Origin of the sequence: Desulfuromonas acetexigens, assembly GCF_900111775.1 — a bacterium.
GTDB lineage: Bacteria > Desulfobacterota > Desulfuromonadia > Desulfuromonadales > Trichloromonadaceae > Trichloromonas > Trichloromonas acetexigens.
Genome location: NZ_FOJJ01000012.1, coordinates 98,205 through 121,802, shown reverse-complemented (window position 1 = coordinate 121,802; position 23,598 = coordinate 98,205). Strand labels below are relative to the sequence as shown.

Here is a 23,598-nt window from a genome sequence, read left to right as displayed (position 1 = left end):
GCCAAAGAGCGAGTCATGAAAAAAACCAACGGCTCCGGGGTTGAAAAACTCCGGAGCCGTTGTGCGTCGGAAGAGGGATTGGCACATTGGGTGCCGTAGTTTGCGGGTGGAAACCATGAGAAAAGCTCTAAATTCCCACCTGAACAGTCATCATTTTTATCAGGAGGCACAAACACCATGCGTAAAATGTTGATCGCCTTGCTGGTGGCGACCTTGGCCGTACCTGCCACAGCCCTGGCCGCCCCCACCGTCGAAGAGCTGCAACAGCAGATTCAGGCTCTTCAGGAACAGCTCAACGCTATCGCCTCGCAGGTGAAGGAAAGCGAAGCCGCCCCGGCCCCGGCCGCCGAGATCGAGGAAGACGTAGAAGACCTCATGGCCCGCGTCGACAAAGTCGAGCGCAAAACCGCCCTCGACCGCATCAACTGGTACGGAGATCTGCGCAACAAGTTCGACTCCCTGCACTACCAGGACGTCACCTGGAATCCCGGTATTCAGGTTGACTTTAACGATTTTGGCACCAAGGCAATCAATTTCGATCCAGCAACCGGAATGCCAACGGGGCTAAACGTGACTTCCGGGTTTAATACCCAATTGGTTGACGCTGGTGGCACCGGTTTAAGTTTTGCCACCCCGTCCGGGACGGATGCTGAAAAACTATCCTATTTACTTGGCGCTATGAGCGGGGCCCCAGGGACTCAGGTTACTACTCTCACTCCTCTCACCAAAATGCTGCTTGACCCTCAATACACCAACCTCCTTAGCGCTTTTGTGTCGGGGAATATGCCTGCTGGCGTCGGTCCCTTTCGCATGCTCCCTGCTGGGGTTATCGTAAAACCCAAAGACATCAACAACGACATCGCCTACACCACTCGCCTGCGTCTCGGCATGAAGGCCGACGTCTGGGATAACGTCAGCTTCTCCGGCCGTCTGCTCATGTACAAGAACTGGGGCGATTCCACCGGCACCAAGGTCTTCGATTCGTGGAACTCCTTCACCATGGACGGCACCAGCAGCGGCAATACCAGCGGCGACCTGGTGCGTGTCGAGCGCGCCTACTTCGACTGGCGGGACATTGGCGACACCCCCTTCTATCTCTCCATCGGCCGGCGTCCCTCGACCTACGGCCCCCCCAGCCAGTATCGTGAAAACGAGCAGCGCGGCGGCACCCCCTCGGGGCACCTGGTCCATTTCAACTTCGACGGCATCACCGCCGGGTACCACCTGAGCAAACACACCGGCATCGAGGGCCAGACCATCCGTTTCTGCTACGGCCAGGGTTTCGAATCTGAAATCGGCAACGGCGAGCTCTTCAATGAGATTGAAACCAAAGACGTCCACCTCGGCGGCTTCAATATCGACCTCCTCAACGACGGCACCAACTTCCTGCAGATGACCCTCTTCCGCGCCATGGACGTGACCGACGGCTTCAAAGGGACGATCGCTTTCCCCTCCCAGTTCGGCCCGATCTTCGCTCCGACCATGAACGCGGACATGCAGAAGTTCCCGAACTTCAACTTCGTGACCCGCGTCCAGCCCTCGACCACCATCGGCGACATCAACCTCGCCGGCCTCGGCTTTGCCCGCGAGGAGATGAACGGCATCAACTGGTTCGGCTCCTTCGGCTGGACCCAGGCCCGCCCCAACGGCAAAACCGGCATGTTCGGCGGGATGCTCTCCGACGCCGTCTGGGTAGCGGAACTCAACAACACTCGTGACGAAATCATCATGAGAGCCGATCGCGCCGACTCGGATGAAAACCGTGACGGCTACTCGGCCTACGTCGGCGTTCAGATTCCCGCCCCCATGGGCAAATTCGGCCTGGAGTACAACTACGGCTCCAAATACTGGACCCCCTTCACCCAGGCCCAGGACGACCTGATCGGCAGCAAACTCGCCACTCGCGGTCATGTCGGCGAGGCCTACTACATCATCGACGTCAACCCGAAGATGTTCATCAAACTGGCCGGCCTCTACTATGACTACGAGTACACCGGCAGCGGCTCGCCCGTCGGCAAACCGCAAAAGATCGATGACGTTCTCGATGGCAAAGCCTTCTCCATGCTCCCGGCCGTCGACACGGCCTGGAACGTCAATGCGGCTCTGACCGTCAAGTTCTAAAAAGCCAGACCGGACATTCCGGCGTCACACCCCAAGGGGGGAACCGATTGGGTTCCCCCCTTTTTTTATGAATCATCCTTCTCGTTTGCGGGAATCCCGACGATTCAGCGGAATGACGGAATCCCGGTTATGCATATATCGCGATTTCACGGATATCTCCCGGCGATTCGGCGGAATCCCGTACTGGCGGGTGCCGGGGGGAGAAAGATTAAAAATCCGCAAAAATCAAGCGTGGCAACGGCTTATCCAAGTAATTCGATATACGTTCCATTCCTCAAGTCGATTGGCCCGCTTCATGCAAAAATCGCTATTTGTATATTTTATCGCTCAACAATCATCATCCCCGCCTCTTCACAACGAGACATACGGTTTCATGCAGCCCGGGATTGCTCCGTGCGATCCGGCAAAATCGACCCCACGCAAAGGAGAACAACGTGGCACGCCTACTTGAAAAGAAAGTCAGCCGGCGACACTTCATGGGTCTCTCTTCCTGCGCCCTGGCCACCATCGCCATCGGCTCGCAGGTGAAAGTCCTCAAGGCGCTGGCCAAGGATGGCCGCATCGACGCCCCGACCGGCCTCGGCAGCAAGGACGTCTACAGCAGCTGTGGCATGTGCGTCAACAAGTGCGGCTTCATCGCTCGGGTGAAGGACGGCGTCATCCAGAAGCTCGACCCCAACCCCGAGTTTTTCATCCGCAGCCGCGCCATGCTCTGTGCCCGGGGGAATGCCGGGGTCAAGGTCGTCTACGATCCCGACCGCCTGAAATATCCCCTGATCCGCGTCGAAGGGAGCAAGCGCGGCGAAGGCAAGTTCCGTCGCGCCACCTGGGAGGAAGCCCTCGACCTGGTGGCGAAGAACATGAACGAGATCAAGGATAAATATTCCCGCGCCAGCGTCATGTTCGCCTCGACGGAAGGGACCTTCTCGGAGCATTTCTTCACCCAGCTCGCCGAGTGCTACGGCTCCCCCAACACCCTGCGCCATCCGACCCTCTGCCTTTCTTCCAACATCCAGGGCTTCGGCGCCACCTTCGGCACCAACCCGACCCCGGACGTACTCAACGCCGACTTCATCATCATGAGCGGCGCCAACCGCAGCGAAGCGCTGATGACCCCCGACTCCATCGACCTGCTGCGGGGGGACGGCGGCAAGCGCAAACTGGTCTATCTCGATCCCCGCTTCACCAAGACCTCGGCCAAGGCCGACGAGTGGTTTCCGATCAAGCCGGGAACGGACATGGCCTTCATCCTCGCCATGATCCATGTGATCGTCACGGAAAACCTTCAAGACCAGGCCTTTATCGACGAATTCACCGTCGGCTTCGAGCAGCTCGTCCCGCACATCGCCCCCTACACCCCGGAGTGGGCGGCCGCCGAGTGCGAAATCCCCGCCGCCGACATCCGCCGCATCGCCCGGGAATTCGCTGCCGCTGCACCTAAGGCGGTTTATTACCAGGGCCGGCGCTCTTCCTTTATGGCGAACGACACGCAGATGCGTCGGGCCATGGCGATTCTCAACACGATCATCGGCAACTGGGACACCAAGGGCGGCCTCATTCCCAACGCCAGTATCGCCCTGACCAAGCACGACTACCTCGCCCCCTGGTATGACGAAGACATCCCCGGCCGCCTCGACGATGGGGCGGTCACCTATCTCTCGGAAAAAGACGGCGCCTGGCCCGCCTTCCGCGACCGCGCCCTGGCCGCCGATCCCTATCCGATCAAAGGGATGATGGTCTACAAGCAGAATCCCCTGGCCTCGGTCCCTAACCGCGCCAAGACTCTGAAGCTGATGGAACAGATGGATTTCATCTGCACCATCGACATCACCATGAGCGACACCGCCTGGCATTCGGATGTAGTGCTGCCCGAGGCGACCTACCTGGAGCGCCAGGATCCGCTGGAAGGCCTGGGCGGGATCGTGCCGGTGGTGGCCTTCCGCCAGCCCTGCATTCCGCCGATGTTCGAGAGCAAGGAGAGCCTCTGGATCATCCAGGAGATCGCCAAACGCCTGAGCGAGGAGATCGCCGCCGAGTTCGATTTCACCATGGAAGAACACCTCCACCACCAGGTGAAGCACAATCCGCAAATCCTCGAAGACCTGAAAACCAAGGGAATTTACTACGAAAGCACCGAGCCGAACTACGGCCGCACCCGAGGCACGGCGCTCAAAACCAAGAGTGGCAAGATCGAAATCTTCTCGCAGAAGTACGCCGACAACGGTCACGATCCGCTGCCCGTTTACACCCGGCCGACCGCCGTGCCCTCCAACCGCTACCGGCTGCTGGTCGGGCGCCACGCCTACTTCACCCACGGCACCACCGCCAACAACCCCTATCTGCACGACATCATGCCCGAGAACACCCTCTGGCTGAACCCGGTCGAGGCGCAGAAGTTGGGGCTGAAAAACGGGCAGATGGTCAAGGTGCGCAGCGCCGTCGGGGAAGAGCGGCTGAAGTTGGAAGTGACGCAGAAGATCCGTCCCGACAGCGTCTACATGGCCCACGGCTTCGGCGTCCTTTCCAAGGCCCAGACCAACATCTACGGCAAGGGGGGGAGTGACGCGGCTCTGATCGAGGAGAAATACTGTCCGATTTCGGGGAACGTGGCGATGCATGAAACCTTTGTGGAAATCCTTCCGGCCTGATGCGGCCGACGGACAAGGAGCCTGAATTATGAGCAATAAACGCTACGCCATGGTCCTCGATACCCGCAAGTGTATCGACTGCAAGGCCTGCACCGTCGCCTGCAAGGCGGAAAACCATGTCCCCCTCGGCCGGGAAAACTACCGCAACTGGGTGATGGAAGAAGCCTTGCGCGGCCGCTATCCGAACCTCGGCCAGGAGTTCACTCCTGGGCAGTGCATGCACTGCGCGAACACCCCCTGCAAGCGGGTCTGCCCGACCAAGGCGACGGGAGTCAACGCCGACGGTATCGTCACTGTCGAAAACAAGAAGTGCATCGGCTGTAAATACTGCATGACCGCCTGCCCTTACAACGCCCGCTACTACAACGAGGAAATCGGCGCGGTCGATAAATGCACCTTCTGCGAACACCGCATTCTTACCGGCCGGGAGCCGGCCTGCGTCGAAACCTGCCCGACCCGGGTGCGGGTCTTCGGCGACCTCAACGACCCGAACAGCGAAGTCTCTCTCCTGCTGGCGAAACATCCCCATCGGGTGATGAAACCGGAGATGGGCACCAAGCCGTACCTTTTCTATCTGATCTAAGGAGAGCATCATGTCTTTTGCAACGGTAATACCCAAGCGCCCCGGCGAGATGATGTGGTTCGGCCTGCTCTGCCTGGGGATGATGGCAGGTGCGGTCGGAGTGGTCCAGGTGCTGGTCCACGGCCACGATCACGTCTACAACGTAAGCCGGGAAATTCCCTGGGGCATCCTCATCTCCACCTACGTCTTCTTCGTCGTCTCCAGCACCGGACTTTGCCTGGTGTCGAGCCTCGGCGACGTCTGGGGCTTCGAGAAGTTCGCCATCATCGGCCGCCGCGGCCACCTGCTCGCCCTGTTGACCCTGTGTACCGGTTTCGGCACCATGGCGATGGAACTGAACCACCCGATCCGCATGGGCCTCTACGCCGTTATCAGCCCCAACTTCACCTCGGCCATCTGGTGGATGGGTGCCCTCTACGGCTTCTACATGGTCTGCCTGATCTTCGAGTTCACCTCGCTGATGCGCGGCTGGACCCGCCTCGCCTTCTGGTCGGGCCTGGCCGGCTTCTTCGCCGCCATCACCGCCCACTCCAACCTGGGCGCGGTCTTCGGTCTGCTCGAAGCCCGTCATTTCTGGTACGGCTCGTACATGCCGATCTACTTCATCGTCTCGGCCCTGGCCTCGGGTGCGGCGTTGACCGTGCTCATCGTCTACTTCAACCACAAGGCGCGGGGGATCGAAATGCCCCCCGTCTATCAGGAATTCATGTACACCATGGGCAAGCTTCAAGCCCTCTTCCTCGGCATACTCCTCTTTTTCGTCGTCTGGAAGATCATTCCCGGCCTCTACGGTCAGCCGCCGGAGAAGTACGAAACAACCATGGCCTGGATCACCGGGCCGCTGGCCTTCAACTTCTGGTTCTTCGAATTGGGACTGGGCATTCTCATCCCGCTGATCATCGTCGCCAATCGTCGCACCCGCACCGTCTTCGGGGTGATGATCGCGGGGCTGCTCTCGACCATCGGTATCTTCTTCATGCGCTACGACCTGGTCATCGCCGGGCAGATGGTCTCCATGCGCCCCGAGGCGGTGGAAGGAGCAAGTCACGGACTGCTCCACTACTTCCCCTCCCTCACCGAAATCGGCATCGTCATCGGCTCCATCTGCCTCTGCCTCTTCCTCTATTCCCTGGCGGAGCGCGTCTTCGACCTGGAAGGCGGCCATCGTCACTGATTTCACACAGGTTTTACCGGGGACCCTGCTCCCCTCCTCCGTGGGCCGGCGCAAGCCGGCCCTTTTTTTCGCCGAATCCTGAGGCTTCAGCAAAAAGTTGCGGCCCCTCGCGCTCTCCCCTATACTTGGCGCCATCATGACGACCGCCGGGCTGCAACAATCGATGAAAACTGTTCCCTTCCCCGATGTCACCGGCGTAATCCTCGCCGGCGGCCGCAGTCGGCGCATGGGCAGGGACAAGGCGACCTTGGAGATCGGCGGAAAAGCGTTGATCGCGGGGATCTCCGAGCTCTTCGGGCGGCTCTTTCCCCAAACGCTGATCGCCGGGGATCGCCCGGACCTGGCTCGTCCGAACCTCCCGGCCTACGCCGACGCCTATCCCGGCAGCGCCCTGGGCGGGCTACATACCGGGCTGAGGCACGCCGAGACGCCCTACATCTTCGTCGCCGCCTGCGATATGCCCTTTGTCGACGAGGAGCTGATTCGCGCCCTGCTCGAACACCGCTTCGGTTACGACGTCATCCTCCCCGGCACACCGGAAGGGCTGGAACCGCTGATCGCCTGCTACGGGCAAAACTGCCTGCCGGTCATCCGCCGTCAATTGCAGGCCGGAAACTTCCGTATTCTCGATATCTACCCCGAACTGCGGATGCGGATCGTCGGTCCGGAAGAACTGCCCGACAACTGGCGCACGGCCCTGACCAACATCAACACCCCGGCGGATCTGGCCAACGCCGTCCGCGACAACTGACTCAGCACTCAGCACTCAGCACTCAGCACTCAGCACTCAGCACGAAAGATTTTAAAACGATGCTCGACTACGCCCACGCCCTGCGCATCCTCTTGGACACTATCCGCCCCCTGGCGCCCGTGGAAGCCCCCTTGGCCGACGCCCTCGGCCTGGTTCTGGCCGCGCCGGTACAGGCCCGCTGGGATCTGCCGCCGGCGGACAACTCGGCGATGGACGGCTATGCCTTTGCCCATGCCGGGCAAAGGGCGGGGGATTCCTTGCGCGTCAGCGGTTTTCTGCCGGCCGGTGCCGTGCAGAAGACGGCCCTGACGCCTGGAGAGGCGGTGCGGATCATGACCGGCGCCCCCCTGCCGCCGGGAGCCGATACGGTGGTACCCAGCGAAGAGGTGGAAAGCGCGGGGGATGAAATTCAACTGCGAAAAGCGCCAAAACTGGGAGACCATGTACGTCTGCGGGGGGAGGAGTTTGTCGCGGGGGAGACGCTGCTTGCGCCCGGGACGGCGATTCATTCGGGGGAAATCGGTCTGCTTGCCGCCGCCGGCGTTACGCGGATTTCGGTGTATCCCACCCCCAGGGTGGCGCTCCTTTCCACCGGCGACGAACTGGTGGAACTGGGCGAGACGCCGGGGCCGGGGCAAATCATCAACTCCAACTTCCATCTGCTCGCCGCCCGTCTGCGCGAGGAAGGGTGCGCCGTCATCCCCCTGGGCATCGCCCGGGACCGGGCCGGGGAGCTGGATGAAAAGATCGCCCGGGGTCTGGCCGAGGCCGATCTGCTCATCACCACCGGCGGGGTCTCGGTGGGGGATCGCGACCTGGTGCAGGAGACGTTGCGCCGCCACGATTTCCGGCTCGGCTTCTGGAAGGTCGCCATCAAACCGGGCAAACCGGTCCTCTTCGGCACCGCCCGGAGCGTGCCGGTGCTGGGACTGCCGGGCAATCCGGCGGCCTCAGCGGCAACCTTCGAACTTTTTGCCCGGGTCGCCCTGCGCCGTCTCGGCGGCCACGGCGATCCCCTGCCGCCGCGCCTGCGCGCCATCCTGACCGCCCCGGTCAAGGGTGGCGGCAAGCGTCAGGCCTTCCTCTGGGGAAGCCTGACGGAAGCGGCGGGGCGTTACGCCTTCAGCCCCTCGTCGCGCCAGGAATCGGGACAGACGCGCAGCCTGCAGGGGAGCCGCGCCCTGCTGCCGGTTCCTATCGGCGCGCCCGACCTCGCCCCCGGGGAAGAGGTGGAAGTGCTCCTGCTGCGCCTGCCGCCGGGGCGCGCTACCCCTTGATTTTCCTTCGACAATGACGGCATCCCGATGTATCCTTTCCCCATCCACGAAACAAAGGAGACCAGGCCATGTTTGGATTAGGCACGCAAGAACTGATCATCATCCTCATCCTCGTACTGATTATTTTCGGCGCCGGAAAACTCCCCCAGGTCGGCGGAGCGCTGGGCAAAGGCCTGCGCAATTTCAAGCAGGGGATCAAGGATGACGAAGATGAAAAGAAAAAGGAACTCGAAGAAAAGAAGGACGAATAGATTTATTTCGTCCCGAAGTGCCCAGCAAAAAGCCCGCCTCCGATTGTCGGAAGCGGGCTTTTTGCTGTTGTGAGGGATCCCCCGGGAATTTAGCCCTGGGCACCGGCCCCCTGCATCGGGGTGATGGTGATTTCGACCCGGCGGTTCAGCTGCTGGCCAGCCTGGGTGTTGTTGTCGGCAATCGGCTTGCTCTCACCGAAACCGATGGTGTTCATGCGCATGCCGTCCACCCCCTGGCCAACCAGGGTGTTCTTCACCGAGAGGGCGCGCTGTTCGGAAAGACGCTGGTTCATATCCTCGGCGCCAGTGCTGTCGGTGTGACCGGCGATGAGGATGGTGGTTTGCGGATACTGGTTGAGCACCTGGGCGACGCGATTGAGTTCGGTCATGCCACCCGGCTTGATCGCCGAGGAACCTACGTCGAAGAGCACGTCCGACTTGAAGGTGACGGCCAGGGTTTCGGCCTGGCGCTGAATGCTGGCGCTTTCAGTGTAGGCCAGCTGTTGCCGCATGGCCGCTTCCTGGTTGTCCATGTAGCGACCAAAGGAGCCGCCGGCCAAACCGCCGACCAGGGCGCCGATGCCGGCACCGATGAGCGTTCCCTCGGTATCCCCGCCGATCGCCTGACCGAGACCGGCCCCCGCCGCAGCGCCGACGCCGGTGCCGATAAGGGCGCCCTTGCTGGTCTTGGTCTGGGGTGCGGCGCAGCCCGCCGCTACCAGAGTTGAAGCTAAAAGCAAAACTATCAATTTTTTCATCGTAATCTCCTGTCCTTGGGTTCGGATTAATCCGCCGCCGGAATGGCGGCAGAAAGAATAATACCCGCCGATGGTACGAATTGCAACCTTACCCCTCTCCAAACCCGGAAGGCCGATTTGGCCTGATTGGGACGCCGGGCCTTATAAGTTGAAAAATCGGCGGTTTCCGTGGTATCGTCCGGCCCTGTTTCCGCCATCTTAAAAAATCGAGGTCATCCCATGAAAATCACCCGCCTTGAGGTCGAACAGGTCGCCCGCCTCTCCCGCCTGGCTCTGGAAGAGGCCGAACTGGCAGCCCTCACCGGCCAACTGGACGCCATTCTCGGCTATGTCGACCAGCTCAACGAACTGAACACCGACGGCATCCTCCCCACGGCCCACGCCGTCCCCATGGAAAACGCTTTCCGTCCCGACCAGATCGCGCCGGCCCTCGGCGCCGAGCGGGCGTTGAGCAACGCGCCGGATGCCGGCAACGGCTGTTTCCGGGTGCCCAAGGTCATCGAATAAGTTGTTCGTAAGGAGTGAGGCGTTAGGAGTGAGGGGAAAAACCTCCCGCCGGCGCCCGCCATCATTTTTGGAGTAAACCCGCATGGAACTGACGGATCTCACCATCCACGGCCTGCACCAACGACTGCTCAGGCGCGAGATCACCTCACTGGAGTTGACCGAGGCCTTTCTCGCCCGCATCGAAGCCAGCAACCCGCAACTCAACGCCTTCATCACCGTCACCGGCGACAGCGCCCGGCAGGCGGCCGCAGCGGCCGACAAACTGCTGTCCAGCGAGTGCGGCGAGCGCAAATTCGGCCCTCTGAACGGCATTCCCCTGGCGCTCAAAGACATCTTCGTCACCGAAGGGGTGCGCACCACCTGCGCCTCGAAAATCCTCGACAACTTCATCCCCCCTTATGACGGCACCGCCGTGCGCAAGCTCAAGGAGCAGGGGGCGGTGATTCTCGGCAAGCTGAACATGGATGAGTTCGCCATGGGCAGCTCCAATGAAACCAGCGCCTTCGGGCCGGTGCGCAACCCCTGGAATCTCGATTGCGTCGCCGGCGGCTCCTCCGGCGGCAGCGCGGCTTCGGTAGCGGCCCTGCAGACGGTGGCGGCCCTCGGCACCGATACCGGCGGCTCGATCCGTCAGCCCGCCTCCCACTGCGGCGTGGTCGGCCTCAAACCGACCTACGGCCGGGTCTCCCGCTACGGCGTCATCGCCTACGCCTCTTCCCTCGATCAGGTCGGCCCGGTCACCCGCGACGTGGAGGACTGCGCCATCCTGCTCGGCGCCGTCGCCGGTCACGACCGCGCCGACTCGACCTCGGTCAACCGGGCGGTGCCCGACTACCGGAAAAATCTCCGGCAAGGCATCAAAGGGATGAAGATCGGCCTGCCCAAGGAATATTTCATCGACGGCCTCGACCCCGAGGTGCGCCAGGCGACGGACGAAGCGATCCGTGTCTGCCGCGAGATGGGCGCCGAATTCGTCGAGGTCTCCCTCCCCCACACCGCCTACGCTGTGGCCTGCTACTATCTCGTCGCCACCGCCGAGGCGTCGAGCAACCTCTCCCGCTACGACGGCGTACGCTTCGGCCTGCGCGTCGACGAAGGGCAGGGGCTCATCGACATGTACATGAAGAGCCGCGCCGCCGGTTTCGGCGACGAAGTCAAGCGGCGCATCATGCTCGGCACCTACGCCCTCTCCTCGGGCTACTACGACGCCTACTACCTCAAGGCGCAAAAGGTGCGCACCCTGATCCGCCAGGATTTCCTCGACGCTTTCAATCAGGTCGACGTGCTCCTCACCCCGGTGGCGCCGACCCCGGCCTTCAAGATCGGCGAGAAGACCGCCGATCCCTTGCAGATGTACCTGTCGGACATCTTCACCATTCCGGTCAACCTCGCCGGCACCTGCGCCCTCAGCCTCCCCTGCGGCCTTTCCTCGGCCGGGCTGCCCATCGGCCTGCAGCTGATCGGACGGCCCTTCGGCGAGGAAACGATCCTGCAGGCGGCCTATGCTTTTGAGCAGGCGACGGACTGGCACAAGCAGGCGCCGAATATCTGATAGGGCGTAGGGGCGCACCGATGTGCGCCCATGTTCCATCCCGGTTGCCCGTGCCAAGGGCGCACGCGGTGCGCCCCTACCAAAATATCGAATAAGGATTCACCATGAAATCCAAATATGAAGTCGTCATCGGACTGGAAGTCCACGTCCAGTTGACCACCAAGACCAAGATCTTCTGTGGCTGTCCGACCGAATTTGGACAGGCGCCCAACTCCCAGACCTGCCCGGTCTGCCTGGGTCTGCCCGGCGCCCTGCCGGTGCTCAACAAGCAGGTGGTGGAATACGCCATCCGTACCGGCCTGGCGACCCATTGCACCATCGCCCCCCGCTCGGTCATGGCGCGCAAAAACTACTTCTATCCCGACCTGCCCAAGGGCTATCAGATCAGCCAGTTCGAGCTGCCGATCTGCGAGCACGGGCATCTGGAGATCGAAACCGAGGAAGGCGGCCCGAAAACCATCGGCATCACCCGCATCCACATGGAAGAGGACGCCGGCAAGCTCATCCACGGCGACACCCCGGAGACCGTCGGCGCCTCCTTCGTCGACCTCAACCGCGCCTGCACGCCGCTGCTGGAGATCGTCTCCGAGCCGGACATGCGCTCTTCCGACGAAGCCATCGCCTATCTGAAGAAGCTGCATCAAATCGTAGTTTACCTTGGCGTCTGCGACGGCAATCTCGAACAGGGCTCCTTCCGCTGCGACGCCAACGTCTCCATCCGTCCCTGGGGGCAAAAGGAACTCGGCACCCGCGCCGAGCTGAAAAACATCAACTCCTTCCGCTTCATCAAGCAGGCCATCGAGTACGAAATCGAGCGGCAGATCGAGGTGATCGAGGACGGCGGCAAGGTGGTGCAGGAAACCCGCCTGTTCGACGCCAACGCCGGTACGACCCGCTCCATGCGCGGCAAGGAAGAGGCCCACGACTACCGCTACTTCCCCGATCCCGACCTGGTCCCCATCGTCGTCTCCCCCGAGTGGATCGAGAGCGCCCGTCAGGAACTGCCGGAACTGCCGGAAGCCAAGCAGGAGCGTTTTGTCCGCGAATACGGCCTGTCGCTCTACGACGCCGAAGTGCTCACCGCCGAGCGCGCCATGGGCGATTACTTCGACGCCTGCGTGCGGCTCCACGATGACGGCAAGGCCTGCGCCAACTGGGTGATGGGCGAGGTCCAGCGTCGCCTCAACGACGAAGGGATTTCCATCGCCAAGGCCCCGGTCTCACCGGAACTTCTGGTCGGGATGCTCAAACGCATCGACGACAACACCATCTCCGGCAAGATCGCCAAGACCGTCTTCGACGCCATGTGGACAAGCGGCAAGAGCGCCGACACCATCATCGACGAGCAGGGACTCAAGCAGGTCACCGACACCGGGGCGATCGAAGCGATCATCGACCAGATCATCACCGCCAACCCCGGTCAGGTCGAGGAATACCGAGGCGGCAAAGAAAAGGTCTTCGGCTTCTTCGTCGGCCAGGTCATGAAAGCCAGCCAGGGCAAAGCCAACCCGGCTGCGGTGAACGAGCTGCTGAAGAAGAAACTGCAAGGTTAAACCAGTGATTGGTGATTAGTGATTGGCAAGGACGAAAACCGATCACCGCTTTTATCGGAGATCATCCATGGATAAAGCTCGGCTACAGGAACGCATCGGCGACTATCTCAAGGCGCTGACGCAACTGGAAAAAGCGGCGGCGCTGCCCAAGGATGAATTCGTCCGCGACTCGGTCATTCAACGCTTCGAGTTCACCCACGAACTGAGCTGGAAGATGTTGAAGCTGAAGCTCGAAGCGGAAGGACTGCCGGTGCGGACCCCGCGCGAAACGGTACAGGAGGCGTTGCAGGCCGGACTGATCGAGGACGGCAATCTCTGGACCGATATGCAGAAGAAACGCAACCTCACCAGCCATACCTACCACGAAAAGCTGGCCGACGACGTGTACGACTTCGTTGTCGGGCGAGGGTTGCCCCTTTTTCGACAACTCGCCGAGAAATGCCGGACATGGCTGACGAACGGCTGATTTTCGGCCTGGCCGAACGGCACTATGCCGACATGGCGGAGATCTTCCGACGCTATCCCCAGATCGAACAGGTGCTCATCTTCGGCTCCCGCGCCAAGGGCACCGACAAACCCTGGTCCGACTTCGACCTGGCAGTCGTCGCCCCGAACCTGAGCGACCGTGACTTCTCCCGACTCTGGAACGAGATCGACGACCTGCCCCTGGTCTTCAAGCTCGACCTGCTACACTGGGACAAACTGGGGGAGATCCCGCTGAAGGAAAAGATCGTTCAGGAAGGACGGCGGTTTTATCCGTTGCCGGAAAAACAATAAACCAGTGAGTGGTCATTGGTTTTCGCCTTTGCCAATCACTGACAACCAATCACCGATTTCGGAGAAATCATCCATGGCCATAAAACCTATCGAATACCGTGACGGCGTCTGCCGGATGATTGACCAGCGTCTGCTGCCGACCGAAGAGGTTTGGCGGGATTATTTCGATTACCAGGGGGTCGCCGAGGCGATCCGCACCATGGTCGTGCGCGGTGCGCCGGCCATCGGCGTGGCGGCGGCCTTCGGTGCCTGGTTCGGCGCGCGCGACATCGACGAGGAAGATTTCGACCGTTTTTTCGCCCGCTTCGAAAAGGTCTGCGCGACGCTGGCGGCAACCCGGCCGACAGCGGTCAATCTCAGTTGGGCGCTGGAGCGGATGAAAAACTTCGCCAAGGCGAACAGCTCCTATCCGGTGGCGGACATAAAAATCGTCCTCGAATATGAGGCGATGGCCATCGCCGATGAGGATATCCGCGTGAACATGGCCATGGGCCGCCACGGCCAGGAACTGATCCCCGATGGGGCGCGGGTGCTCACCCACTGCAATGCCGGGGCGCTGGCCACCGGTGGCTTCGGCACCGCCCTTGGCGTGCTCCGCGCTGCCCAGTTGGCGGGCAAGAACATTTCGGTGCTGGCCGACGAGACGCGCCCCTTCTTGCAGGGCGCCCGGCTGACCGCCTGGGAGTTGCAGAAGGACAACATCCCCGTCACCCTGATCTGCGACAATATGGCCGGCTACCTGATGAGCAAGGGGGAGATCGACTGCGTCATCGTCGGCGCCGACCGCATTGCCGCCAACGGCGACACCGCCAACAAGATCGGCACCTACACCGTGGCGGTGCTGGCGAAGGAGCACGGCCTCCCCTTCTATGTCGCCGCGCCGACCTCAACCATCGACATGAGCCTGGCCGACGGCAGCCTGATCCCCATCGAAGAGCGGGATGCCCGCGAGGTGACCCACTGCGGCGATAAGCAGATCGCCCCGAGCGGCGTGGCGGTACGCAATCCTTCCTTCGATGTGACACCGGCCCGGCTCATTTCCGCCATCATCACCGAATGGGGGATCGCGCGCGGCGACTATGGCGAGGGGCTCAAGACCCTCATGTCCCGGGTGCGCTGATGACCCCGGCGGCCCTCGCCGAACGTCTGCGCCGGACCTTGGCCGAGGGACCGGACGCCCGCCGGGAACTGGCGCGGGAGCTCGGTTTCGCCGAGCCGGAGAAGACCGCCACCAACCTGGAACTGCTGTACGAGTTGCTCGGGGATGCAGAGCTGCTCGCGACCCTGACGGCAGCGGCCCATGCCGCTGCCGATCCCGACCTCGTCCTGAACAGCCTCGAACGTCTCGGCAACGGCCTCCCGCGCGAGAGTCTGACGGCGGTGCTGACCGCGCCGGAAGACCGGCGCCTGCTCCTCACCGTGCTCGGCGCCTCCCCCTTCTTGACCGGCATTCTTTGCCGGCGAAAGGACTTTTTCGAGGATCTTTTCGCCGGCGGGGAAATCCGTCGGCGCAAGGACGAGACGGCGATGCTCGCCGAACTGCGTGAGCGGATTCCCGAAACGGCCCCCTTCGCCGAACTGCAGAACGGGCTGCGCCGCTACAAATCCCGGGAGATGCTGCGCATCGGCGCCCGCGACCTGGGAGGGCTGGCCGACCTGGTGGAAGTCACCGCCGAACTCTCGGCCCTGGCCGCCACCACCCTGCAACGAGCCTATGAAGTCTGCACGGTCCTGCTGCGGGCCGAATACGGCGCGCCGATTCTGGACGGAGAAAACGGTGCACCCGGGGGGGAAGCAGAGTTCACCATCCTCGGCATGGGCAAGCTTGGCGGCCGCGAACTCAACTTCTCCTCGGACATCGACCTGATCTACTTCTATTCCTCGGAACGGGGCCTGAGCAGCGGCGTCCCTGATCCCACCGGCGCCGTCAAAAACCGCATCCACCTCCATCCCTACTTCTGCAAACTGGCGGAACTCATCACCAAGGCGATCAGCCAGCCGACGGAAGACGGCTTTGTCTTCCGCGTCGACCTGCGCCTGCGTCCGGAAGGAAACAGCGGCGAAATGGCCAACTCCCTGCGCAGCGCTGAGGTCTACTACGAAAGCTGGGGGCAGAGCTGGGAGCGGGCGGCGCTGATCAAGGCGCGGCCGGTGGCCGGCACCATCCCCCTCGGCAAACGGCTGTTGAAAAGCCTGGAACCCTTCGTCTTTCGCCGCTACCTCGACTACGGCATGGTCGAGGACATCAAGGGGATGAAACAGAAGATCGACCAGAGCCTGGCCCGCAAGCAGGAGGCGGAAACCAATCTCAAACTCGGCCGGGGGGGCATCCGCGAGATCGAGTTCTTCATCCAGGCCCTGCAACTGATCCATTCGGGGCGCAAGCCCTCCCTGCGGGAAAAAAATTCCCTGCGCGCCCTCGACCGACTGCAGAAAGAAGGACTGATCAGCGCCGAGGTGCGTGACACCCTGCGCGAGGCCTACATCTTTCTGCGCACCGCCGAACACCGCATCCAGGTGGTGCAGGAGCGTCAGACCCACAACCTCCCCGCCACCGAGGCCGAACGCCAGGCCCTGGCCCGCCGCTGCGGCTTCCCCAACCATGCCGCTTTCGCCCTCGCTCTGGAAAAACACCGAAGCGGCGTCGAAGCGATCTACCGCGACCTCTTCTACACCAGCGAGGCGGAAAGCCGCGAAGAGGTCCGCCCGGAAGTCAGCTTCCTCTTCGATCCCGGTGCCGATGTCGATCTGATCAAGGACCTGTTAGAGGAGAAGGGTTTCAAAAACCCTGATGCCGCCTTTGAGACCTTGCTCACCCTCCGCGACGGGCCACCCCACGCCCATATCACCCGCCGCACCCGGCGCCAGCTGGAACGTATCGCCCCGCTGCTGATGCAGGCGGTGCTCGACTCCCCCGAGCCGGAAATGGCCCTGCTCAACCTCGAACGCTTCATGACCACGGCGGTGCGCCGGGCGCGAGGGACCTTTTACGCCCTGCTGTCGGAGAATCGCGAGATCATCACTGTGCTCATCTCCCTGTTCAGCACCAGCCAGTTCCTCTCGCGGATCTTCATCCAGCACCCGGAAATCCTCGATTCCCTCGTTTCCGGCGCCCATGCCCTGACCTACAAGGACAGCGAAACCATCGAAGGGGATCTCGCTGCGCTCCTCGCCGAGGCGGACAATTACGAAGATAAGCTGGAAATTCTGCGACGTTTCCGCAACGAGGAATTCCTGCGCCTGGCCATGAGCGACACCCACGGCAAAACGCCGCAGGGGGAGCTGACTTCCCAGCTCTCCTCTCTCGCCGATGCCTGCCTGAAGCAGGCGGTGGCCATCGCCCGAGAGGAGCTGATCCCCCGTTTCGGCCTCCCCTTTTGCAAAGAGAGCGGCGAGGAGGCCGGTTTCGCCATTGTCGGCATGGGCAAGCTGGGGGGGATGGAACTGAACTACCACTCGGATCTGGACATCATCTTCATCTACGAGGGGGAGGGGGAAACCCGGCCGGTAGAGGGGACCGAGCCCGACCGCTTCAGGGGGCAGAGCAATCCCGAATACTTCGCCCGGCTGGCGCAACGGATCATCTCGGTGCTGACCCTGATGACCCGCGAAGGCTCCGTCTACCAGATCGACACCCGGCTGCGCCCCTCGGGGAACCAGGGGCCGCTGGTGACGAGCCTGGCCGCCTACCGGCGCTACCACGAATCCTCGGCGGCCCCCTGGGAACGCCAGGCACTGACCAAGGCGCGGGTCGTCCTCGGTCCGGAAATCCTGGCCCGGCAAATCGAGGCGATCAACCGCGAGATCGTCTACCTGCGCCCGGTGCCGGCGGAACTGCAAACCGAGATCCGCCGACTGCGGGCGCGCATGGAGAGTGAAATCGCCAAGGAGAGGGCCGGTCATTTCAACATCAAGACTGGTCGCGGGGGGATGGTGGACGTGGAATTCATCGTCCAATATCTGCAGATCCTCCACGGCGCCGCCCACCCAACCGTGCAGGTCAGCAACACCTTGGGAGCCCTGGCCGCCCTGGAAGGAGAAGGCCTTCTCGCCCCGGAAGACCGCGCCGACCTGGAAAACGGCTACAAATTTCTGCGCCGCCTGGAAAACCGCCTGCGCCTGGTCCATGACCAGTCAATCAACGACCTTTCCGGCGACCGCGCTTACCTGCTCAAACTCGCCCGCCGCCTCGGCTACCCCGAGCGTCCCCGGCGCCCGGACGAGGTCTTTCTGGAAGAATACCGCCAGGTGACAGAAAAGATTCGGGCCATCTTCGACCGCCTACTCGGTAACGACGAGGCGGCGGAAAGCTCGACAATGTAGGATGCGGTGACGCAGGAACCGCATCAGCCCCCGCACCGACACCGCGATGCGGTTCCTGCGTCACCGCATCCTACGGATGGGGATGACGGCAGAGCCTGCAGGAATCAGCCGAGGCTGATTTCGATCTGGCGGGGTTGGACGTCCGGCTTTTTCGGCAGGACGATCTTCAGCACCCCCCGGTCGCAGCGGGCGACGGTCCGGTCGGGGTCGACACTCGCCGGCAGGGCGAAGACCCGCTTGAAGGGGCCGTGCTCCCGTTCGATCCGCTGGTAACGTGACTGACGTTCCTCCTGCTCCAGGCGCCGCACCCCCTGCACAATCAAGGTTCCCTCCTCGATGCGCACATCGATATCTTCCTGATCGACCTCAGGAAGATCCACTTTGATGACGACCTCCCGCTCATCCTCATAGACATCTGCCGCCGGCTGCCACCGTCCCTGTTCGAAGGGCTCACCGGCGCTCCGTTCCCGGCTCATCTCCAACAGGCGTTCCATGCGTTCCTGCATGGAACGCAGTTCGGGCCAGGGGCTCCATCGGGTCATGACCATCTTTACCTCCCGTCGCTTGTTTACTGCCTTAGCGGGTGAGGACCGTTCGTCCCCCCCCTGAAATCAGTCATGAAAAAGGACTTCATGATACGGCTGGAGTTCGAGAAAAAACAATGCTATAAACGAGCGGTCCGAGAGAATTGAAGGGGGAAATCGGCATGGAAGGACTGATCCGCAAAATGCTGCAGGAGTCGGGGGACGACGACCTGCGCCTGGCCGCCGCCATCGAGAGTCTGGCCCTTCGTTATGGCGACGAGGTCTACCAGGAAGCGCTGCGGCAACTGACCTCCAAAATCTTCCCTCCCGCAGCCGCCCGCAAACACTGGCATCTCGCACTTTTGCACCGCGACCGGATCTTCCCCGAGAACAACCGTTCCGGGCGCCTGCGCGCCGCCCTGCTCGACTACCTCCACGCCGTCACCCACGAAATCCGCGACCCGCGCATTGTCGAGGCCCAGCACCTGGAAACCATGCGTCAGGCCTCCATCACCGACGGCCTCACCGGACTCTACCACCAGACCTATTTCAAAGCCCATCTCGAACGCCTGCTCGAACACCGGGCCGGAACCGGGGATCGCCGTTTCGCCGTGGCCCTCCTCGATCTCGACCACTTCAAGCAGTACAACGACCGCTGCGGCCATCTCGCCGGCGATCAGGCCCTGCGCCGCACCGCGGAAATCCTTCAGTTCAATCTGCGCCAGGGGGATATCGCCTGCCGCTACGGCGGCGAGGAATTCGCCCTGCTCCTTCATCGCGCCGGACAGGACGAAGCCTTTGCCGTCGCCGAACGGATTCGCGCCGCCGTCGAAGAGACCGCCTACCCGGGGCAGGAACTCATGGACCGGGGCAACCTGACGATCAGCGCCGGCATCGCCGTCTGCCCCGAAAACGGCGCCTCGGCCGTCGATCTGCTGGCGTTAGCCGACGAGGAGCTCTACCGGGCCAAGGAACAGCGCAACAGCATCAGCCCGCCCCTCAACGGCCAACGCCGGGAAATCCGTCACAAACGCCTGTCGCTGGTGGAGTTTACCCTGGCGCCGGGTGAACCCTTCCAGCCGGGCCTGAGTTTCGACATCAGCCGCACCGGGCTCTCCTTCGGTTGCAGCCTCGACCAGCTGACCGCCGGCGAACTTCTCGGTATCCGTTTCAAGCAGCCTTTCTGGCCCGTCACCTGCGACCTCGACGGCTGGGTCCGGCATGTGGAAAAGCTGGAGGAGAACGGTCTGGTGCGCATCGGTCTGGAGTTTGTGGAGCTCCCCGAAAGTCTGCGCCTGCTGCTGCCGGAACGCCCCAGGATGGCTACCCTCTCCTCCCCGAACAGGGATTACCCCCCCCCGGCGATTTGAATTCAGCCGACATCCGTGGTAGCCTTTCCCCCTGCAAGTCCCATCCCGACTCATCCCCCAAGGAGGCGTACCATGTCCGCTACCGTCTATCTGGCCGATCTCCGCGCCGGGCATAAGGAAAATCTCTTCGGCAAGCTGCTGCGACTGCTCGATGCCGCCGGTGTCGACCGCATCATCGGCCGCGACGAGCTCACCGCCATCAAGATCCACTTTGGCGAAAAGGGAGGGCATGCCTACATCCGCCCGGTCTTTATCCGCCGCATCGTCGACCGGGTCAAGCAGCTCGGCGGCAAGCCCTTTCTCACCGATTCCTGCACCCTCTACCCCGGCGAACGCAAAGAAGCCGTCTCGGCCCTGACCTGCGGCATCGAAAACGGCTTCGCCTATGCCGTCGCCGGCGCCCCGCTGATCATGTGCGACGGCCTGCGCGGCCACTCGGCGCGGCGCGTCCCGGTAAACGGGGAGATGTTCGAAACCGTCGATATCGGTCTGGAAATTCTCGAAGCCGACGCCCTGATCACCGTTTCCCACTTCAAATGCCACGAGTTGACCGGCTTCGGCGGCGCCCTGAAGAACCTCGGCATGGGCTGTTCGAGCCGCGCCGGCAAGATGGAACAGCACTCCACCGTCGCCCCGGAAGTCGACACGAAACGCTGCACCGGCTGCGGCGTCTGCCTGCGCGCCTGTGCCCACGGAGCGATCCGCGTCGTCGCCGGCAAGGCCATTATCGACAGCGAAAAATGCACGGGCTGCGGGCGCTGCATCGCCGTCTGCGAGGTCAGGGCGATCCAGATCCAGTGGAACGAGGAAGCGCCGCTGGTGATGAAGAAGATGGCCGAATACGCCAAGGGCGCCCTGCACGGCAAGAACGGCAAGACCCTCTTCGTCAACTTCGTCACCCAGGTCTCCCCGGCCTGCGACTGCTACGGCCACTCGGACGCCCCCATCGTCCCCGACCTCGGCATCCTCGTTTCCACCGACCCGGTGGCCCTCGACCGGGCCTGCGCCGACCTGGTCAACAACGCCCAAGGGCTGCCCGACTGCGCCCTGGCAAGCGGCCACGCACCAGGCGGCGACAAGTTTCGCGGCGTCCACCCCGACATCGACTGGCGCGTCACCCTCGACCACGGCGAAAAGATCGGCCTCGGCACCCAGGATTATCAGCTGGTGCGACTGGAACCGAAGAACCAGAGCTGGTAGAGGAAAAAAAACGGCCAGGGTGCACATCGGTGCGCCCTGGCCCCCTGCTGTAAATTATTCTTGTGTAGCCCTTTAGTCCGAGCCGTCCTCTACCCGCGCCAACTCCACCACCCGCGCCCATCCTTCCCCGGCCCGCCAGCGCACATCCAGATCGAACAACCGCAGACCGTAAATCCGATCGACTTCCTGACCTTTGCGATAGGCCGGACGGGGGTCGTATTGCAGGATCTGTTCGATCAGCGCGTGCAGTCCCGGTCGTTCTCCCGCCAGTTCCCGGCAGCGGACGAGGGCCTCGGGGGTGAAGTCGACGCGCAGGCTCGGTGCCGGGGGTACGTCGGCGAAGCCGCCGTGGGCATCGGGCAGGGCATCGGCATAGGGGAGATAGGGCTTGATGTCGAGGACCGGGGTGCCGTCGAGGAGATCGGCCCCTTGCAGTTCCAGCCGCCACTGGCCCTGATCCTCCACGATCCCCAGCAGCTTCACCACCGACAGGCCGAGGGGGTTGGGGCGATGGGTGCCGCGAGTGGCGAAGACTCCCAGGCGGCGGTTGCCGCCGAGGCGTGGCGGGCGCACCGTCGTTTGGTTCGGCGTATCGGGGCTGGCGTGAAAGACGAAGAGCAGCCAGAGATGGGAGAACTCATCCAGGCCGCGCAGGGCTTCGGCGCGGTTGAAGGGGGGGAGCAGTTCGAGATGGGCGCGGGCTTCGGGGACCAGCCCCGGCTGGCGGGGAATGCCGAACTTTTCCTTGAAGCAGGAACGGATAATGCCGACGGGCCGGAAGGTGAATTCCAAAATCCCCCCTTTCTCCCCCCTTTGCCAAAGGGGGGAAAAGATCAGGGCCAGGCAACAGCGCCTGGCCCCTTTTTTGAGGTCGGGGCGAGGCACCGCCTCGCCCGATTTTCATGATACCGGATTATTTCTCGCTGAGGATGCGGACCATGCGCCGCAGCGGCTCGGCGGCGCCCCACAGCAGCTGGTCGCCGCAGGTGAAGGCCGACAGGTACTGGGGACCCATCTTCATCTTGCGTACCCGGCCAACGGGGGTCTTGAGGGTGCCGGAGACCGCCGCCGGGGTCAGTTTGGCGAGACTCTCGGCCTTGGTGTTGGGAACCAGCTCGGCCCACTCGTTGTCGTTGGCGATCATCGCCTCGAGGTCGGCGATGGGCACGTCCTTGGTCAGCTTGATGGTCAGCGCCTGGCTGTGGCAGCGCATGGCGCTGACACGGACGCAAATGCCGTCGATGGGAATCGGCTTCTCGGTGCCGAGAATCTTGTTGGTCTCGACCAGGCCCTTCCACTCCTCGCGGCTCTGGCCGTCCTCGACCTCGCGGTCGATCCAGGGGAGGAGGTTACCGGCCAGCGGGAAGCCGAATTCCTTGGTCGGCAGCGAGCCGTCACGGAGGGCGGCGGTGACCTTCTGGTCGATCTCCAGAATCGCCGAAGCGGGATCGGCCAGCTCCTTGTCGACGGTACCGTAGAGCGCGCCCATCTGCGACAGCAGCTCGCGCATGTTGGGGGCGCCGGCGCCGGAAGCGGCCTGGTAGGTCATGGAGGTCATCCATTCGACCAGATTGTTGCGGAACAACCCGCCCAGGGCCATGAGCATCAGGCTGACGGTGCAGTTGCCGCCGATGAAATCCTTCTGGCCGTTTTTCAGCGCCTTGTCGATGACGTTGCGGTTGACCGGGTCGAGAATGATGACCGCGTCCTTTTCCATGCGCAGGGTGGAAGCGGCGTCGATCCAGTAGCCTTTCCAGCCGGCCTTGCGCAGCTCGGGATGGACGGCCTTGGTGTAGTCCCCCCCTTGGCAGGTGAGGATGACGTCGAGTTTCTTCAACTCGTTGATGTCATCGGCGCTCTTCAGGGTACCGGCACCCATGGGCGCGGCCCCGCCCGCCTGGGAAGTGGAAAAGAAAACCGGCTCGATTCCGGCGAAATCGTTTTCCTCCTGCATGCGCTGCATGAGGACCGAACCGACCATGCCCCGCCAACCAACAATACCGACGTTCATTATGTGGACTCCTTTTACACTAGGGGTTGTGGATGAAAGTTACCGGAGTATAACCGAAACGGGGAAAAAATTTAAGGGGCGCGATAGCGTATACGGCAGAAAAATAAAAATATTTTCTATTTTTCGAGCGTTGCGGATGAAAAAACCGTAAAACCTTGGATGTCCACGGGAAACACGGAATCCTTTAAACCCCTTGCGCCGGGCTTGCCCCTGTGCTA

The 23,598-nt window shown here is 62.5% G+C and carries 20 protein-coding genes; 16 read left to right on the top strand and 4 right to left on the bottom strand.

Translation table 11 applies throughout. The annotated features are described in order from the left end of the window. Positions 1 to 177 precede the first annotated feature (177 nt). The 7 genes from BQ4888_RS07135 to tatA all read left to right on the top strand — a co-directional run bounded on the left by BQ4888_RS07135 (position 178) and on the right by tatA (position 8,805). The gene (locus BQ4888_RS07135; protein ID WP_140396614.1) at positions 178 to 2,121 is read left to right on the top strand and encodes a DUF3373 domain-containing protein; all 1,944 of its coding nucleotides are present in this window, start codon (positions 178 to 180) and stop codon (positions 2,119 to 2,121) included. Positions 2,122 to 2,555: 434 nt separating this feature from the next. Next, positions 2,556 to 4,769, top strand: a complete 2,214-nt coding sequence (locus tag BQ4888_RS07130; protein WP_092055692.1) for a molybdopterin-containing oxidoreductase family protein — start codon at positions 2,556 to 2,558, stop codon at positions 4,767 to 4,769. Positions 4,770 to 4,797: 28 nt separating this feature from the next. Then, positions 4,798 to 5,352, top strand: a complete 555-nt coding sequence (locus tag BQ4888_RS07125; protein WP_092055689.1) for a 4Fe-4S dicluster domain-containing protein — start codon at positions 4,798 to 4,800, stop codon at positions 5,350 to 5,352. A gap of 10 nt (positions 5,353 to 5,362) precedes the next feature. Further along, on the top strand, positions 5,363 to 6,526 hold the full coding sequence (nrfD, locus tag BQ4888_RS07120) for an NrfD/PsrC family molybdoenzyme membrane anchor subunit (protein ID WP_092055685.1): 1,164 nt from the start codon (positions 5,363 to 5,365) through the stop codon (positions 6,524 to 6,526). 136 nt (positions 6,527 to 6,662) lie between these two features. Continuing rightward, positions 6,663 to 7,277, top strand: coding sequence for a molybdenum cofactor guanylyltransferase (gene mobA, locus BQ4888_RS07115; protein ID WP_240746306.1), 615 nt, complete (start codon positions 6,663 to 6,665; stop codon positions 7,275 to 7,277). Positions 7,278 to 7,336: 59 nt separating this feature from the next. After that, positions 7,337 to 8,554 carry a molybdopterin molybdotransferase MoeA gene (locus tag BQ4888_RS07110; protein ID WP_092055681.1) on the top strand — a complete coding sequence of 406 codons (1,218 nt, stop codon included), beginning with the start codon at positions 7,337 to 7,339 and terminating at the stop codon, positions 8,552 to 8,554. Between the two features lie 68 nt (positions 8,555 to 8,622). Then, positions 8,623 to 8,805 carry a twin-arginine translocase TatA/TatE family subunit gene (gene tatA, locus BQ4888_RS07105; RefSeq protein WP_092055679.1) on the top strand — a complete coding sequence of 61 codons (183 nt, stop codon included), beginning with the start codon at positions 8,623 to 8,625 and terminating at the stop codon, positions 8,803 to 8,805. A gap of 89 nt (positions 8,806 to 8,894) precedes the next feature. Here the strand turns inward: tatA and BQ4888_RS07100 are convergent, their stop codons facing one another. Continuing rightward, on the bottom strand, positions 8,895 to 9,563 hold the full coding sequence (locus BQ4888_RS07100; RefSeq protein ID WP_092055677.1) for a YiaD family glycine zipper/OmpA-like lipoprotein: 669 nt from the start codon (positions 9,561 to 9,563) through the stop codon (positions 8,895 to 8,897). A 219-nt stretch (positions 9,564 to 9,782) separates the two neighbouring features. Between BQ4888_RS07100 and gatC the strand changes: the two genes are divergently transcribed. From gatC to glnE, 7 genes are all read left to right on the top strand, one after another. After that, positions 9,783 to 10,070 carry an Asp-tRNA(Asn)/Glu-tRNA(Gln) amidotransferase subunit GatC gene (gene gatC / locus BQ4888_RS07095; RefSeq protein WP_092055673.1) on the top strand — a complete coding sequence of 96 codons (288 nt, stop codon included), beginning with the start codon at positions 9,783 to 9,785 and terminating at the stop codon, positions 10,068 to 10,070. 82 nt (positions 10,071 to 10,152) lie between these two features. After that, complete coding sequence (gene gatA, locus BQ4888_RS07090; RefSeq protein ID WP_092055670.1) at positions 10,153 to 11,622, top strand: Asp-tRNA(Asn)/Glu-tRNA(Gln) amidotransferase subunit GatA; 1,470 nt, start codon at positions 10,153 to 10,155, stop codon at positions 11,620 to 11,622. 104 nt (positions 11,623 to 11,726) lie between these two features. Then, a complete protein-coding gene (gene gatB / locus BQ4888_RS07085) occupies positions 11,727 to 13,175 on the top strand; it encodes an Asp-tRNA(Asn)/Glu-tRNA(Gln) amidotransferase subunit GatB (RefSeq protein ID WP_092055667.1) in 1,449 nt (482 codons plus the stop codon). Between the two features lie 67 nt (positions 13,176 to 13,242). Continuing rightward, the gene (locus BQ4888_RS07080; RefSeq protein ID WP_092055664.1) at positions 13,243 to 13,641 is read left to right on the top strand and encodes a nucleotidyltransferase substrate binding protein; all 399 of its coding nucleotides are present in this window, start codon (positions 13,243 to 13,245) and stop codon (positions 13,639 to 13,641) included. Next, the gene (locus BQ4888_RS07075) at positions 13,623 to 13,952 is read left to right on the top strand and encodes a nucleotidyltransferase domain-containing protein (RefSeq protein WP_170232785.1); all 330 of its coding nucleotides are present in this window, start codon (positions 13,623 to 13,625) and stop codon (positions 13,950 to 13,952) included. The genes BQ4888_RS07080 and BQ4888_RS07075 overlap by 19 nt, the downstream gene beginning before the upstream one ends. Before the next feature lie 73 nt (positions 13,953 to 14,025). Continuing rightward, positions 14,026 to 15,072, top strand: a complete 1,047-nt coding sequence (gene mtnA, locus BQ4888_RS07070; RefSeq protein ID WP_092055658.1) for an S-methyl-5-thioribose-1-phosphate isomerase — start codon at positions 14,026 to 14,028, stop codon at positions 15,070 to 15,072. Continuing rightward, positions 15,072 to 18,275, top strand: coding sequence for a bifunctional [glutamate--ammonia ligase]-adenylyl-L-tyrosine phosphorylase/[glutamate--ammonia-ligase] adenylyltransferase (gene glnE, locus BQ4888_RS07065; protein ID WP_092055655.1), 3,204 nt, complete (start codon positions 15,072 to 15,074; stop codon positions 18,273 to 18,275). The genes mtnA and glnE overlap by 1 nt, the downstream gene beginning before the upstream one ends. Positions 18,276 to 18,379: 104 nt before the next feature. On the opposite strand, the gene BQ4888_RS07060 is transcribed toward glnE, so the two are convergent. Beyond that, positions 18,380 to 18,823 (bottom strand): Hsp20/alpha crystallin family protein, encoded by a 444-nt coding sequence (locus BQ4888_RS07060; RefSeq protein WP_092055652.1) that lies wholly within the window; start codon positions 18,821 to 18,823, stop codon positions 18,380 to 18,382. Between the two features lie 158 nt (positions 18,824 to 18,981). Here BQ4888_RS07060 and BQ4888_RS07055 point away from each other — a divergent pair, with 158 nt between their 5' ends. Together BQ4888_RS07055 and BQ4888_RS07050 are read left to right on the top strand one after the other, a co-directional pair. Next, entirely contained in the window at positions 18,982 to 20,169 is a 1,188-nt protein-coding gene (locus BQ4888_RS07055; RefSeq protein WP_140396613.1) for a diguanylate cyclase, read from the top strand. A gap of 72 nt (positions 20,170 to 20,241) precedes the next feature. Continuing rightward, positions 20,242 to 21,369 carry a DUF362 domain-containing protein gene (locus BQ4888_RS07050; RefSeq protein WP_092055646.1) on the top strand — a complete coding sequence of 376 codons (1,128 nt, stop codon included), beginning with the start codon at positions 20,242 to 20,244 and terminating at the stop codon, positions 21,367 to 21,369. Between the two features lie 72 nt (positions 21,370 to 21,441). Here BQ4888_RS07050 and tsaA read toward each other — a convergent pair whose 3' ends face one another. Together tsaA and asd are read right to left on the bottom strand one after the other, a co-directional pair. Next, the gene (tsaA, locus tag BQ4888_RS07045) at positions 21,442 to 22,161 is read right to left on the bottom strand and encodes a tRNA (N6-threonylcarbamoyladenosine(37)-N6)-methyltransferase TrmO (RefSeq protein WP_092055643.1); all 720 of its coding nucleotides are present in this window, start codon (positions 22,159 to 22,161) and stop codon (positions 21,442 to 21,444) included. Positions 22,162 to 22,282: 121 nt separating this feature from the next. Then, the gene (gene asd, locus BQ4888_RS07040) at positions 22,283 to 23,380 is read right to left on the bottom strand and encodes an aspartate-semialdehyde dehydrogenase (RefSeq protein WP_092055639.1); all 1,098 of its coding nucleotides are present in this window, start codon (positions 23,378 to 23,380) and stop codon (positions 22,283 to 22,285) included. Positions 23,381 to 23,598 lie beyond the last annotated feature (218 nt).